The sequence below is a fragment of the Flavobacterium sp. genome (assembly GCF_027484205.1).
Taxonomy (GTDB): Bacteria; Bacteroidota; Bacteroidia; order Flavobacteriales; family Flavobacteriaceae; genus Flavobacterium.
Genome location: NZ_JAIXUB010000025.1, coordinates 17,042 through 33,016, shown reverse-complemented (window position 1 = coordinate 33,016; position 15,975 = coordinate 17,042). Strand labels below are relative to the sequence as shown.

The following is a 15,975-nucleotide window of genomic DNA, read 5'->3' as shown; positions in this document are numbered from 1 at the left end:
TTTTTCTAAATAAATGTTAGACAAAAAAACACTAGAAAAAGCATTTTCAACAATGGCAACTGCCAAAGCTATGGCAACCTTGTATGAAGATAATTTTAAAATAGTTTCCAAATACGTACATGCAACTTCACGCGGACATGAAGCGATTCAAATTGCGATGGCGATGCAATTGTTACCACAAGATTATGCGTTTCCGTATTATCGTGATGATGCTATGATGCTTGGAATCGGGATGCAACCTTACGATTTGATGTTGCAATTAATGGCAAAAAAAGACGATCCGTTTTCAGGCGGACGAACGTATTATTGTCATCCGAGTTTGAAAGATGATGATAAACCTAAAATCCCACATCAATCATCGGCTACAGGTATGCAAGCTATTCCAGCAACTGGCGCAGCGATGGGATTTTGGTATAAAGAAAATATTGGAATTCAAGATAACAATCAAGAGAAACCAATCGTAGTTTGTTCGCTTGGTGACGCTTCAGTTACCGAAGGAGAAATTGCTGAAGCCTTGCAAATGGCAGCGTTGAAACAACTTCCAATTTTGTATTTAGTGCAAGATAACGGTTGGGATATTTCGGCAAATGCGGCGGAAACTCGTGCTCAAAATGCGTTTGAATACGCTAAAGGTTTTCACGGAATTGAAGCTATTTCTATCGATGGCGCGAATTTTACAGAAAGTTATTTAGCGGTTCAAAAAGTGGTAAAAACCATTCGTGAAGAACGTCGTCCGTTTCTAGTTCACGCAAAAGTTCCGTTATTGAATCATCACACATCTGGAGTTCGAATGGAATGGTATCGTGACGATTTGGAAGAAGCGCAATCACGTGATCCATTTCCAGTTTTGATAGAACAATTATTGGAAGCTGGATTTACCAAAGAAGAAATTCAAACTATAGAAAATACGGCTGTAGCCAAAGTGCAAGCCGACTTTGATAAAGCACAATTAGCAGAAGATCCAACTCCAGAAGATTTATTCACTCACGATTTTGCTCCAACTCCAATCATTGAAGAAGTTGGCGAACGAAATCCGGAACGTGAAGATAAAGTCGTAATGGTGGATTGCGCACTTTTTGCTGTAGAAGAATTAATGAAAAAGCACCAAGAATGTTTGTTGTACGGACAAGACGTTGGTGGAAGATTAGGTGGCGTTTTCCGTGAAGCAGCAACGTTAGCACAAAAATTTGGAGACGAACGTGTTTTTAATACACCAATTCAAGAAGCATTTATTGTTGGTTCTACTGTAGGAATGTCGGCTGTTGGTTTAAAACCAATTGTTGAAGTGCAGTTTGCCGATTACATTTGGCCAGGATTGAACCAGTTGTTTACCGAAGTCAGTCGCTCCTGTTATTTGTCTAACGGAAAATGGCCTGTGAGCATGATTTTGCGTGTTCCAATTGGTGCTTACGGAAGTGGTGGACCATATCATTCGTCGTCTGTAGAAAGTGTTCTGACTAATATTCGAGGAATAAAAATTGCCTATCCAAGTAATGGTGCCGACTTAAAAGGATTGTTGAAAGCTGCTTATTACGACCCAAATCCAATAGTGATTTTAGAGCATAAAGGTTTGTATTGGAGCAAAGTAAAAGGAACAGATGCTGCAAGAGTTAACGAACCGAGTGAAGAATACATTTTACCTTTCGGAAAAGCCAATATTGTTCAAGAAATTTGGGAACAAGAAACCGATGAAACCATAACCGTTATAACATACGGAATGGGAGTTCATTGGGCTTTGAATGCTTCAGTAACGATGAAAAATCAAGTTGAAATTATTGATTTGCGAACGTTATATCCATTAGATGAAGAGGCGATTTTCAAATCGGTAAAAAAAGCTAAAAAATGTCTTGTTGTAACCGAAGAACCAACTAACAATTCTTTCGCAAGAAGTTTGGCCGGATTGATTCAAGAAAATAGCTTCAAATATCTTGATGCTCCAGTAATGGTAATTGGTTCAGAAAATATGCCAGCAATTCCATTGAATAGTACATTGGAGTTTACAATGATTCCGAATGTGGATAAAGTGAAAGCTAAGATGGAGGAACTTTTGAATTATTAGAAATAAATCAAATTTTTAATTTATTAGATACTAATCTTTATTGAAAAGCAAGTTTAACTATTTAATCTTTTGATTAGTTAAACTTGCTTTTTTCATGGATGATACTTCTTTTTGTTCAAATGATGTAGTTCATCGATAAATTAGTTTTTTTACAAAATCAGGTATATTTACGCTAAACCATTCAAGACAGAATAATTTACTTTGTTTTATTGAAATCAACTAAGATTCAAGTAATTATAAAGTAATTATGTCATCAGAAGCAAACTTAATTGTAGGTATTCCGTTATATCAACAATGTACATTGATGGATTTTGCCGGAGCAACTCAGGTCTTTGGTGCACCATTTGGATTTCAACCTATTTGGATTTCTAACGAAGAAAAAATTGTAACTAGTGAAGGTGTTACTGTAATTCCTAACTACAATTTTAAAAATTGTCCTCCAGTTGACATTCTTTTTATTCCTGGCGGAAGCGCTCAATCTTCCTTAAATTCAACTTTAGATGGTGTTCCTGCAGCAATGCAAAATAAAGAATTATTAGACTTTATTTTCAAAACTTCTAAAACAACTTTGTGGAATGGTTCTGTTTGTACTGGTGCTTTTATTTTAGCAGCAGCCGGAATTTTAAAAAACTCTTTAGCAACTACTTATTGGTCGCAAATTCCAACATTAAAACTGTTGGCTTCATCCTATAATTTAAAAATTCCAGAAGGTTATCCACGTTTTTTATTTGATGATAAAAATAAAATTTTCACTGGAGGAGGAATTTCATCTTCTATAGATTTATCATTGGAAATTGTTCGGAAAATCAAAGGAAAAGAAGTGGCCGAAATGACTCAGCTTTTCATTCAATACCAACCAAAACCATCAACAAATTCTGGTGATCCAGCTCATGCGCCCGAAAATATTACAAAAGAACTTACTGAATCTGGAATGGAATACACTCAAGTGATGGTTCAAGCTGTTGAAAAATTAGTATAATTAAAACCCAAATTTATATGAAACAAAATGCTAAAAACCTTGGTTCGGGTATATGGACTTACAGGAGTTTACTTAATTCTCCCGATTTAACAGTTGATTTCAATTCACTCGAATTTGGAAGAGGAAATCTCAGTATCGAAACTCATTCAGATGGTTCATTAACTGGTAAAATCTACGATACCGGTTGGGAACTTGTTTTGAAAGGATCAATCCAAAATGGAAATCCAGCAACACTTTGGTTTGAAGGTAAAGGAATCGTAAATGGTTCGCTGTGGATATACGATTACTTATGTTATGTCACGCCTTTTATTCCAAATGGTGAAAATCAAATTCCAACATTAGTTGGAACAGTCACAAGAGCAATTTCGCATCCCGATGGACAAGGAGGAACAAGTCCTGCAGGTGTTGTTTGTTCGTTTTATGCTGTACAACAACCTTAAAAAATAAAACTATGAGCAATTCAAATTCACAAACACAAGATTGTTGTTGCTGCAAAGAAAATAATCAGCCACAAAAGAAAGAAGAAAACTCAAAACTCAATTCAACTTTTAAAATAATTAGAACTTCAGTTTTAAGTATTCTAATAGCTTTTTTTCCAAAGTGTCCCGTTTGTTGGGCAGTTTACATGAGTATGTTTGGCAGTTTAGGTTTATCACAACTTCCATACATGGGTTGGTTGTTTCCAATATTACTTGGGTTTTTAGGACTTCATCTTTTTATGCAATTTAAAAAAAGTAAAAAAAACCACAATTTCACACCTTTTTATGTAAGCACCATTGGAGTAATTTTTCTACTTATCGGACGTTCTTTTCTTCCTGAAAACAACAAAATAATCATTTTAGGAATGCTTTTTATTATTTCGGGATCGTTAATTTCTAGCTTTTCATCATTTCAATTTCCAATCTTAAAACAAAAACACACTAACTAATATTTTAAAATTATGACAACAAATCAAGTAAAAACCAGAGTTTCTATAATAGATTTACAAGATGCATACACATCTGGAAATAAAAAACCTTTAGAAGATTTAATGCGCGCTTGGAAAGGAATTAAAGAATTACCAGCAAGTGATCCTAATTCATTTTTTAAATTAGGAGGATTTCACGGCGAACCTTTTAGAGGTGCAGGTTGGGGAAGCAATGCTTATTGGGGCGGATATTGCAACCACGGAAATGTTTTATTTCCAACATGGCACAGAGTATATTTATATAAATTAGAATTAGCATTACAAAGTATTGAAGGTTGCAGCGATGTTATGTTGCCTTATTGGGATGAAACCAGCCAAGATTCATTAACAAACGGAATTCCGTGGTCGTTAACCAATCAATATTTTACATTAGATGGAGTTCAAATTGATAATCCATTACGTTCTTTTGTTTTTCCAGTAAACATTCAAGATAATGTACAAGGAGATAATAATTTATATACAAAACCAAAAGGTTATGAAACAGTTAGATATCCGCTTTCAGGTTTAGTTGGAAATGACGAAGCTATTGCTGCAACAAAAGCTCACAATGAAAAATATCCAAATTACGACGAAAATGTCAAGATTTTAAACGACAATATCAACAATTGGCTAAACTCACAGATTGTAGTTAATGGAAAAGTAATTCCAACCAATGTGCATCAAAAGTTCAAAGATTGTTTAGATGCACCAAATTATACTGTTTTTTCAAATACAACTTCGGCAGCTGAATGGAACATTAATTTAAATCCAGGTGAAAATCCAGTTGTAGCTTTAGAGTCACCACATAACAGTATTCACCTTGCTGTTGGCGGATGCGACTTGCCAACTTACGATCGCTCACCAATTGATGGCGCTAATGGTGATATGGGCGAAAATGATACCGCAGGATTAGATCCAATTTTCTTTTTTCACCATTGTAATATAGACCGAGTTTTTTGGTTGTGGCAAAAAAAGAACAATTGCACAGATTATTTAGAAATTATTCCAGAATATCCAGGAACAAATACTGTTGATAATCAAGGACCAACACCAGGAATGGCACCAAATACATGGCTAACACTTGAAAGTCCTTTAAATCCATTTACATTAGAAGAAAATGGAGCGCAAAGAACTTATACATCAATGGATTCCATCAATATTGAACGCCAATTAGGATACACTTACAGCAAAGGTTCGTTAGATGATTTTGATTCAAAATTATTACTTGCGCAAGACGATGTTGAGTCTAAAGTAATTAAAGTTTCACATATTAATCGTGCGCCAATCAGAGGTTCGTTTATGATTTCTGCTTATGCTGTAATTGATGGAAAACGTCAGCATTTAGGAACTGAAGCCGTGCTTAGCAGATGGAATTCTAAATACTGCGCAAATTGTCAAACACACATTGAAGCCAAAGCTTTTTTCAAATTACCAATTTCTGAAAATTACCAATTGAAAGGCGGATTAGAAAGTTTATCTAGCAATGTTGAAGTTGAAGTAAAAGGCCACAGCGGATTGTTATCGGGTAACGAAAACAACAAATTACTTCGAAGTGATGGAACTCCAGCAATAAAATTCCACGTCGAAATTGTTTAGACAATAATTAAAAAAAAACTAGCGGTAACTTAGAATTTATTTCATGAGTTGCCGCTAGTTTTTGGAGCTATTTCCAGCTTTCCGTTGCAATCTTTTAAGACCTGACAGGTTTTTGAAACCTGTCAGGTCTTAAAAGGATTTCCTCTGCAATCTGGGCTAGAGTATTTAGTTATTATAATATTTGATTAAACCTTGCAGGATAGTGCTTTATAAATATAGTTTATTAAAAATTCTACCTCTATTCCATACAAAAACCAATCTAGCCCTGATCTCGTCATTGTTGGAGCTCTTGTCTTTTGATAACAAGGCAAAGCGACTGACGAGAGCAGGAAAATGGAAGCCAAGAATACAGAAGCTATTCGCTACTGATTTTCATCAGCATAAATCATAAAAAAAACCACAACATTATCGTTGTGGTTGATGAGATTCTTCCTTCGTCAGAATGAAAAACAGATCACTGTTTACTTCTTTTGCGGTGGATATTGCGCTAGAATTTTATCTACAAATTCTTTGATTCTTGCGTCTTTCTTTTCGGCGTCTTTTGTTAAATAACCATTTCCTTCGCCTTGCCAAACTAATTCTTTTGTTTTAGCATCGATTAAGTCAATGAATAAAGTGCCTTCTGGAGTTCTTGAAATGTTAGTATAAGTCAATCCCATTCCCCAATATGGATTCCAACCCCAACCAAAACCGTTGTTGTTGTATACGTCAATACGCTCTGTTTCTTTAGTGAAAATACTAATTAGCAAATCGGGAGTTTCGCTTTTAGAAAAACCTTTTGCAGCTAACGCTTCATCAATGGAACGTAAAATTCGTTTTTTATCCAAATCGGAGATTTCTACTTTATCTATGGCGCTTTTTGAATACGCATAGGTTTTGTAGCTTTCGAAATTGGCTTTTTTGTCGTAATCAGAATATACTCTTACTGAACCGCACGAAGCAAGAACGAAGAGTAGGAGTAACGGTAAAAATTTTGTTGTTTTCATATCAATTTTATTTAATGTAATTATTGAAAAAACACTTCGAACTCCCGAAGTTTCGGGACAGTGTGACAAAACGTGATTTTAATTTGCTTCAATCTTCAAACTTCCTTCTCCCAGCTTCGAACTTTAAAGTAAATTTTCGTCCACTATATTAGGGATGGTAACTTTCAATAAAGGTTGCGTCTCCATCGCTCTTTTTATTGCAAAAATTGCGCCTTCGTTTCTTGCCCAACTTCTTCTTGAAATTCCGTTGTTTACATCCCAAAAAAGCATTGATTCTAAACGTTTTGATGCTTCTTTAGTTCCATCAAGAACCATACCAAAACCACCATTAATTACTTCGCCCCAACCAACGCCTCCACCATTATGAATGGAAACCCAAGTTGCACCACGGAAACTGTCACCAATTACGTTTTGGATGGCCATATCGGCAGTAAATCGAGAACCATCATAAATATTAGAAGTTTCTCTATAGGGTGAATCTGTTCCGGAAACATCGTGATGATCACGTCCTAAAATTACATATCCAATTTCTCCTTTTGCAATCGCTTGATTGAAAGCTTCTGCGATTTTGATTCTACCTTCAGCATCAGCATAAAGTATTCTAGCTTGCGAACCTACTACCAATTTATTTTCTTGCGCGCCTTTTATCCATTGGATATTATCTGCCATTTGTTGTTGGATTTCTTCTGGAGAATTTTTCATCATTTCTTCAAGAACATCACAGGCAATTTTATCAGTTTTTGCTAAATCTTCCGGATTTCCAGAAGCACAAACCCAACGGAATGGTCCAAATCCGTAATCGAAACACATTGGTCCCATAATATCTTGAACGTAACTGTTGTATTTGAAATCGATGTGATTTTCTGCAAAAACATCGGCTCCAGCTCGAGAAGCTTCTAGTAAAAAGGCATTTCCATAATCGAAGAAATACGTTCCTTTTTCGGTATGTTTGTTGATTGCGTTCGCATGACGACGCAATGTTTTTTGAACTTCTTCCTTGAATTTTTCAGGATTATTAGCCATTAAATCGTTAGATTCTTCGAAAGTATAACCAATTGGATAATAACCTCCAGCCCAAGGATTGTGTAGTGAAGTTTGATCAGAACCTAAATCGATATGCAAATTCTCTTGGTCGAAACGTTCCCAAACATCAACTACATTTCCGAGATAAGCAATAGAAACGACTTCGTTATTTGATAATGCGTTTTTAACTCTTGGAACTAATTCATCAATATTTTCAATTACTTCATTTATCCAACCTTGTGAATGACGAATGTGTGTAATTTTAGGATTTACTTCGGCACAAACGGTAACGCAACCTGCGATATTTCCTGCTTTTGGTTGTGCGCCAGACATTCCGCCAAGTCCTGAGGTTACAAATAATCCGCCTTTTGGAGATTTTTTAATTTTTCTGAAACCATTTAAAACAGTGATTGTGGTTCCGTGAACAATTCCTTGCGGACCAATGTACATATAACTTCCAGCAGTCATTTGTCCGTATTGTGAAACGCCTAAAGCATTCATTTTTTCCCAATCATCTGGTTTGGAATAATTTGGAATAACCATTCCGTTAGTAACAACTACTCTTGGTGCTTCTTTATGAGATGGAAATAATCCCATTGGATGACCAGAATACATAGCTAGAGTTTGCTCATCGGTCATTTCTGCCAAATATTTCATGGTCAATAAATATTGTGCCCAATTTTGAAAAACAGCTCCATTTCCTCCATAGGTAATTAATTCATGTGGATGTTGTGCTACTGCGTAATCCAAATTATTTTGAATCATTAGCATAATGGCTTTTGCTTGTTCCGATTTTCCCGGATATTCCGAAATTGGCCGTGCATACATTTTGTAATCAGGACGCAAACGGTACATGTAAATTCTTCCGTAGGTTTCTAATTCGGCTTTGAATTCAGGAAGTAGTTCGGCATGATGTTTTGGCTCAAAATAGCGCAAAGCATTTTTCAAGGCTAACTTTTTTTCGTCATCTGAAAGAATTTCTTTTCGTTTTGGAGCGTGATTTATTTCTGCTTCATAAGGTTTTGGATTCGGTAAAACCGATGGAATTCCTTGTAGTATTTGTTCTTGAAAAGTCATTTTGAGTTTATGGTTTGTAGTTTGTTTTTAATTTATAGCACTTCGACTGCGCTCAGTGTGACAAAATGAATACTGTTTATTTTTTAATTGTTCCCGTTTTTTTATCAAATCCGTAAGGGCAATGTCGGCATCCACTTTTGCAACAGTAACCGCGTTTTAAATGGTATTTTTCGGTAAAACAGCGATAGCCTTCAGGTGTGATGTAATAATCTTCTCCTTCTTTTAAATTATTTGGATTTAATTCTTCATTCATAAGTACAAATCGACTTAAAAATATTTTATTTTTAATTTTCTTCAAAATTAAATATTTTTAATCAAGATTACTTCTTTCCTTTGGCAAAATATAATTTAAAAGAAGAAATTTAGCAACTTTGCATCATATGATTCTAATAGTTTTTAAATATTTAACGCCAAGAGGATTTCGAGGTTTGACATTTTATCCGTTTGTATTTCTTGCAGATAAGGATGATAAGTTGAATAAAGTATTTATTAATCATGAACGAATCCATATTAGACAACAGATAGAATTACTTATTTTACCTTTTTATCTATGGTATTTTACAGAATATTTGCTTCGATTAATTCAATATAAAAATAGAAAGAAAGCTTATTATAACATTTCTTTTGAAAGAGAAGCTTATGCTAATGAAAAAGACCTTAACTATTTAGAGCAAAGGTCTTTTTGGATGTTTTTAAAGTATATCAAAAATTAATAAATAACTTTTTGAATTTTTTCAACTCCATTATCAAGTTTGATTTTTAGTAGTAAAGGAGCATTGTTTTTTTGCAATTCTTTTATCGTAAAATTATTTGAATCTACATTTTTATAGTTTGCTAGCAATCTTCCTAATACATCATATACAAGTATTGAATCCATAATGTTGTTTGTTGAATTTAATGATATGAATTCATTGGTAATTACTTTAGTTGTATTTTCAGAATTCAAATCATTAGTGTTTAAGGAAGGATTTAAGTATCTTACAAAGAATCTGTTTTCATCAATTCCTGCTACAGTTGTAAATGTATATGGTAATTCTTTAATGTTGTGAATGATTCCAAGCAGTGTATCCTCTAAAAAGATATTTTGTCCTGCATTGTTAAATAATCCATCTACCATATTAATAGCAATATTATAAGTTCCATTTGCAGGAATAGAAACTCCTAATGGTACAATGTCGTTTTGATTAAATGGTACAGGTCTTCCTTGAATAATATATTGTTTATCATCGATTAATGAATACAAACCAAGTTGATTTGTTACTTTATGTATTGCGTCGAAATTTCGATCTTTTTCTAAAGTTGCTCCAGTTGTATATCCAATTAATGTGTTTGAGGCAATACCATTCGAGTCGGTTATGTTTATCCAAATTCTATGTTTTTCAATATCAGGTTCAGTTTCTGTTGAAGTAGAATGGCTAGTTGAATTACTTCTGTAGAATTGATTATTGCTATAAGGAACAAAAGAAGCATTATATCTCATGTTGTTGTTAAAAGTGACAGTTCCAGGAGTTGATGCACTATGATTTAATAATACAAAAAATGATTGCCCAGCTGCAATTTTCCCTAAAAATCCTGGAGGAGTTGAACCAAGAGAATTGAAATTTACATAATCATTTACTGAATAATTATAAATAAAATCTTGATAAAATGGATCAGGATAGGCAGCACTTGGAAGTAATCCATGAGTCCATAATCTTACACTTCCATCAAGATTTGGATTTACCGATGAACTTAAAAATGCCAATGCATCAATGGAGGAAGGATATGGATTTCCAATTAAATTCCAATTGTCATCATCAGCTGTTGCTGTTCCGCCAGGTGAAGCATATGAGTTAGTTCTTGTGCCTCTTGAAACATTGGTAGTTGTTAAACCATTATTTGGTATTCCAACAAACGTTGCAGTATAATCTGTTGGAACTGTTGCAGGATATCCGTTTGGTCCACGAACTATGTATCCTTTTCCAATTAACATTCCTTCATTAGCATTTTCCCATATGCCATAATCATTTCCATTATGAGTTGGATTCCATTTCCAAATAACACTCAAAGGTGTTGCAGGAGAAATTTGCGCAACAGGAAAGTAGGTTGGAGTGTTTGTTAATTTTACAGGCGCTGACCAATACACATAATCTAATTCGCGAATTGTTGTTGTTCTTTGAAAAGTTATGTTTCCAGTATTTGTTATTCCAGTATTTGTAACTTGGATTAAATTTGCATCGTCTTGAATGATTAAATTTCCACCAGTAATAATTGTTATACCATTAGTAACTGATAAATTATTTCCTGAGTTAACAGTTAATGTTGCTCCATTATTTACGGTTAAAGTTCCTGCTAAACCGTTATAACTAACGCCTGAAATTATTGGATTGTTTGCAGTGACAGGAATAATTACACAATCGCTATTGTTTGGGATGATTCCTCCACTCCAATTTGTTGCAGTATTCCAGTTGCTACTTCCGCCAAGCCAAATTTTGCCACTAATAGTTACAGAACCACTTAATGCTGCTGGAATCGCAGAACATGAGCTATCTGATGCTGCAGTCAGTGTATAAGTTGTTGTTGTGGTTGGTGAAACGGTAAAAGTGTATGGAGATGAAGTTATTCCTGTAACTGTTGTTGGTGTCGATCCGTTTGTATAAGTTATACTCCATGGTTGTGTTCCTGTTAAAGCCACGCTTATTGTTGTACTTGTATTACAAATAGTTCCACTACCTGAGATTGTAGCAGTTGGACCTGAGGAAATTATAAAACTTGTTGCTGTTCTGCATGTTGGATTTGTCGAACAAGCTGCATAATAAACATAAGTTCCTGGAGTATTTGTATTTGTTAATCCAGAGCCACTAACGCCAACCGGATTAAAAGGACTTGCTGAACTAATTGAACTTCCACCTGTAGCAGTTGTGTACCATTGAAGAGTTCCACCTGTTGCCCCAAAATTAATAGTTGCACTTGCTGGACCTGTAAATGACCATTCGTAATATCCTGTTGTTCCTGTCGAAAAAGATGTTGTAACTAAGTAATAGGTTACACCAGTTGATAGTGTTGCAGTAATTAATGCATCATTATTACATCCTCCGCCTCCAGAATTTCCATCATCATCAGCGATAATGAAATTGCTTGTTACATCGCAGGGATTTGACGGGTTAAAAGCGTTTTGATATAAAGAAGCGTGTCCATCCCAGTTTGGAGCTATTGCAGTTGGTGTGCACATTGCTAGTGAGTAACTTCCAGAAACAGAAACAGTGAATGAGGCAACATCATAATAATAACTTCCAGATGCCGTAGCGTCGCAAATAGTTCCTGTAGAATTTCTATACCAAGTTGGGTCTATTGTTGTTAAATTTCCAGAATTAAAAATAGAACCTTGATTGATTGTTGATCCAGAAGTTCCGCAAGCTGGTGAAGCTGAAATGGTTCCAGTGCCACCTGTGCAAACAGTAACTCCTGTAGTTGTTAATGTGCTAGGACTTGTTATAGTTATAGGTCCAGATAATGTTCCAATTCCGCATGGACCTGAACCCATTGAAAAATTGCTAAAAGTACCGTTATTGATATTTGAAATTGTAAAATTGCTTGGATTTGAAACAGCTATTGTTGCACTAATTGGTCCAGTATATGTCCATTCATAATTACCTGTAACGCCCGAAGAAAATGACGTAGTTACTAAGTAATAAGTAACACCTGATGTTAAGATAGCTGTCAAAGACGCATCATTTTCACAATTTCCACCTGTATTTGAATCGTCATCAGCAATTATAAAGTTTCCAGGAATACCGCAAGGATTTGCTTGGTTAAAAGCACCTTGATATAATGATGCATGTCCATCCCAATCTGTTCCTGGTGTACACATGTTAAATGTATAGCTTCCTGATGTTGAAGGAGTGAAGGAAACATAATCTAAATACTCAGATGTTCCTGCCGATCCATTGCAAGTTGTTCCTCCAGTATTTCTAAACCATGTTAAATCTGTAGAAGAGAGAGTACCGCTATTGAATACTGAACCTTGAGTTATAGTTGATGTGCTACCAATAGTTACGGTTTGTGTTTGTGGAATTCCATTTAACAAATAATTTAGTGTGTAAGTTCCTGACGCAAATCCATTAAAGTTTAAAGGTATTGATCCATTTGGAGTAGTACAATTGGTGTTATTTGTTGTCGTTCCGTTAGTTATCGTTGGAGAATTTATATTCACCACAGTATCATCTGTACATATTGATCCTCCACAGTTCCAATATGCAGTATAAGTTGTTGTTGATGTTGGTGAAATTGTCAAGTTAGGGTTAGTTGACAAGACTGTTGCTCCTTGTTGCCATCTCTGAAATATGCAAGGAATAGGATTGAAAAGATGACAATCTTGTTCAGCTGGTGTAATGCCAGGCCAATCCGTTGCATTTCTACCTGGTACTGGAAAAGCATAAGTTCCTGTGTCGTTTTCAGCTCCTGATGTTGCTAATTCAAGTGAGGTTCCAAAAGCATACCAATCAGCTGATAATTGGGAAATTATTACATTAAAAGAACCGTTTTCATTTAATACTATTTGAAATGAAGCTGTTCCAGTTCCAGCAGCTGTTCCAAAATTATAAGGAACTACATTATCATAACTAACTACAAATTGTCTATTTGGTGCTGTGCCAATACTTTGATAAGTAATTGTGCCTCCGTATCGTATGTCTATATCTGCAAAAAAACCAGCAATATAATTGTTAGGAGTTCCTAAAGCTGGAATTGAAAATGAACTAAAGCCAGTAAATGTAAATGGGCCAAAACCTAATATTCCATTTGATTGAATAACTGCTGTTGTGTAAATATTGCCATAAAAATTAAATGGAAAACCTATTGGAATTTGTCCTGTAACGCAATCGTCGCAATTTACAGGAAATGCTGTTGCTCCTGATATTGGTATTGTAGTACAAGTTGTTGGTGTTACACTATAGGTTACAGCACTAGTTGTAGCGCTTAATGTTGTAGATGAACCACAATTAATTGTTGAATCTATTGGTGCTGTAACTGTACATTGAGAATAACTTAAATGTATAGAAAAAAATGAATAGATTACTAACTGTAAATAAAAAATAGATTTTGTGTAATTGTTTTTCATATAAAAACATTTTTTAATCAGTAATTAATTGGAAACATTATCAAAAATATAAAAAAAATGTCAAATAAAAATTAAATTTTAATTCTAATTGTTAATAATGTAGATAAAATTCTACAAAATAATATTTTCTTTATAAATTTTGTTATTTGTTGTGAAAAATAATATATTTATTTATTTGAATTAATTGTTTTTTGTTATTTTTGTTTATTGTAAATGTTTGATAATGAGAAAGTTTTTTTTAATGCTTGTTTTTTCGTTTTGTTTAATAATAAATTTTGCGAATGCTCAATTGTTTGTTAGCTCTAATAGTTATGTTTATAATGAAGGAGCATTGCTTTTTGTGAATCAAGATGTTGAATTACAATCAAATAGTAATATTTACTTGAGGAATGAAGCGCAATTATTGCAAGGAGGAACTGTGTTGAATGGTTCAAATAAAGGACAAGGTACGTTGTCGGTTTTTCAAGAAGGTACAGCAAATAATTTTGGATATAATTACTGGTGTTCTCCTGTAGGTGTTCCTGTTTCTTCATCTTCAGTCAATAATAATTTTCATGTAAATGGTGTGAGTGGTGTTATTAAAAGACCAATTTCGAAAACAGCTTTTCAAACACCTTCATTTGTTTCAGGATATGATGGTTATACAGATAATTCGGAACTTCAAATTTCAAGCTTCTGGATTTACAAGTATAAAGCATTAGAAAGTTATTCTTCATGGGAACATGTTGGAACTACTGGTTTTGTCGAGCCTGGTTTGGGTTTTACAATGAAAGGAATTGAAGGTGATGATACTACAACAGGAATTGGCGAAGCAACTTTCAATAATAGACCATTGTTTGATGATCAACGATATGATTTTAGAGGTAAGCCCAATGATGGTGATATAAATATTGAGGTTTTAGCACCAACAGTTGGAACGCAATATCCTAATAGTACATTAACAGGAAATCCTTATCCTTCAGCAATAAATTTAAATTATTTTTTACTAGAAAATAGTGGTTATACTATTAATTATACGACAGGTGTTGTTTCATCGGGCGGTTCAAATCATGTAATTAATGGTAATGCTTACTTTTGGGAACATCAAAAACCTGCAACTACACATAATCTAGCAGGATATGTAGGAGGTTATGGGATTTATGCTCCAAATAATGTAAATGCAAACAGTCCTGGAACATATGCAAATGCACCTTGGAATACTTATACTTTAGACGGTTCTGTTAATGTGTCTGGAACTTCATCAGGAACAAATCTGTATAAAAGAATGTTTACGCCAATAGGTCAAGGATTTATGGTTCAGGGTTTTGCAAATGGAAATGCTGTTATGCGAAATAAGTATAGAGCATTTGTTAAAGAGGATGTATTAAATAATTCTGAATTTGAAAGAGTTTCTTCTGTTTCTAATGTTGTAGATGTTAATAATTGGAATGAAATACCAAATGTTGCTGGTGTGGATTATACTCTTTTTTCTAAATTAGAGGTTCCGCAAATTAAAATTCATACCATATTGAATAATCAATATACAAGAGAAGTAATTCTTGCTTTTAACCCAAATACTACTGATGGTTTTGATGTTGCAATGGATGCGGTATCAAATGGTTCAAGTTTGCCAAACGATGCTTATTTTTCTATTACAGGAAATAATAATCCGTTTGTGATCACGACACTTCCTTTTGATGTAAGCAAAAGAGTTCCTTTCACAATAAAGTCTGGAGGAACTTCAACGTTCAAAATTAATGTTGGTAATATAATCAATTTTATAGGTTCAAATGAAATCTATTTATATGATGGTCTAACAGGGATTTATCATGATATAAAAAATAATTTTTTTGAAATCACTCTTCCTGTAGGTATTTATGAAAATAGATTTGAAGTTACTTTTACAGATCAAGCACTGTCAAATGATAATAATTTAAAAAATACATTTGCAATCGTTCAAAATAATACAATTCAAACTTTATCTATTTCAAATCCAAATTTACTTAATCTCAAATCAATAATGCTTTTTGATGTTTCTGGTAAATTGATATTTAATGAAAATAATTTAGAAACTGAAACTAATTATGAATTTTCCACAAATTCTATAAGTGATGGTGTATATATTGTGTCTTTAAAAGATGCAAACAATAAAACTTTCAATCAAAAGATTATTGTTGAAAATGTAAAATAGCAAAAAAACAAAATAATTATAGTTTAATAAAAAATAATCAC

At 33.9% G+C, this 15,975-nt stretch carries 11 protein-coding genes; 7 read left to right on the top strand and 4 right to left on the bottom strand.

The genetic code is table 11. The annotated features are described in order from the left end of the window. The first annotated feature begins 13 nt into the window (after window positions 1–13). From Q0049_RS12650 to Q0049_RS12630, 5 genes are all read left to right on the top strand, one after another. The gene (locus tag Q0049_RS12650; RefSeq protein WP_298120357.1) at window positions 14–2,059 is read left to right on the top strand and encodes a thiamine pyrophosphate-dependent enzyme; all 2,046 of its coding nucleotides are present in this window, start codon (window positions 14–16) and stop codon (window positions 2,057–2,059) included. A 247-nt stretch (window positions 2,060–2,306) separates the two neighbouring features. After that, window positions 2,307–3,038, top strand: coding sequence for a DJ-1/PfpI family protein (locus Q0049_RS12645; protein WP_298120355.1), 732 nt, complete (start codon window positions 2,307–2,309; stop codon window positions 3,036–3,038). 17 nt (window positions 3,039–3,055) lie between these two features. Continuing rightward, on the top strand, window positions 3,056–3,478 hold the full coding sequence (locus Q0049_RS12640) for a hypothetical protein (RefSeq protein WP_298120352.1): 423 nt from the start codon (window positions 3,056–3,058) through the stop codon (window positions 3,476–3,478). Between the two features lie 11 nt (window positions 3,479–3,489). Then, a complete protein-coding gene (locus Q0049_RS12635; protein ID WP_298120349.1) occupies window positions 3,490–3,966 on the top strand; it encodes a hypothetical protein in 477 nt (158 codons plus the stop codon). Window positions 3,967–3,978: 12 nt separating this feature from the next. After that, window positions 3,979–5,580 carry a tyrosinase family protein gene (locus Q0049_RS12630; RefSeq protein ID WP_298120347.1) on the top strand — a complete coding sequence of 534 codons (1,602 nt, stop codon included), beginning with the start codon at window positions 3,979–3,981 and terminating at the stop codon, window positions 5,578–5,580. Between the two features lie 461 nt (window positions 5,581–6,041). On the opposite strand, the gene Q0049_RS12625 is transcribed toward Q0049_RS12630, so the two are convergent. The 3 genes from Q0049_RS12625 to Q0049_RS12615 all read right to left on the bottom strand — a co-directional run bounded on the left by Q0049_RS12625 (window position 6,042) and on the right by Q0049_RS12615 (window position 8,919). Beyond that, window positions 6,042–6,566, bottom strand: a complete 525-nt coding sequence (locus Q0049_RS12625) for a DUF4136 domain-containing protein (protein WP_298120345.1) — start codon at window positions 6,564–6,566, stop codon at window positions 6,042–6,044. A gap of 123 nt (window positions 6,567–6,689) precedes the next feature. Beyond that, complete coding sequence (locus Q0049_RS12620; protein ID WP_298120342.1) at window positions 6,690–8,666, bottom strand: urocanate hydratase; 1,977 nt, start codon at window positions 8,664–8,666, stop codon at window positions 6,690–6,692. 76 nt (window positions 8,667–8,742) lie between these two features. Further along, window positions 8,743–8,919 carry a DUF5522 domain-containing protein gene (locus Q0049_RS12615; protein WP_298120906.1) on the bottom strand — a complete coding sequence of 59 codons (177 nt, stop codon included), beginning with the start codon at window positions 8,917–8,919 and terminating at the stop codon, window positions 8,743–8,745. 127 nt (window positions 8,920–9,046) lie between these two features. Here Q0049_RS12615 and Q0049_RS12610 point away from each other — a divergent pair, with 127 nt between their 5' ends. Then, complete coding sequence (locus Q0049_RS12610) at window positions 9,047–9,379, top strand: hypothetical protein (protein WP_298120339.1); 333 nt, start codon at window positions 9,047–9,049, stop codon at window positions 9,377–9,379. Here the strand turns inward: Q0049_RS12610 and Q0049_RS12605 are convergent. Further along, a complete protein-coding gene (locus Q0049_RS12605; RefSeq protein ID WP_298120337.1) occupies window positions 9,376–13,764 on the bottom strand; it encodes a hypothetical protein in 4,389 nt (1,462 codons plus the stop codon). The two genes, Q0049_RS12610 and Q0049_RS12605, sit on opposite strands and share 4 nt — an antisense overlap. Before the next feature lie 223 nt (window positions 13,765–13,987). Between Q0049_RS12605 and Q0049_RS12600 the strand changes: the two genes are divergently transcribed. Then, window positions 13,988–15,934, top strand: a complete 1,947-nt coding sequence (locus Q0049_RS12600; RefSeq protein WP_298120334.1) for a T9SS type A sorting domain-containing protein — start codon at window positions 13,988–13,990, stop codon at window positions 15,932–15,934. Window positions 15,935–15,975 lie beyond the last annotated feature (41 nt).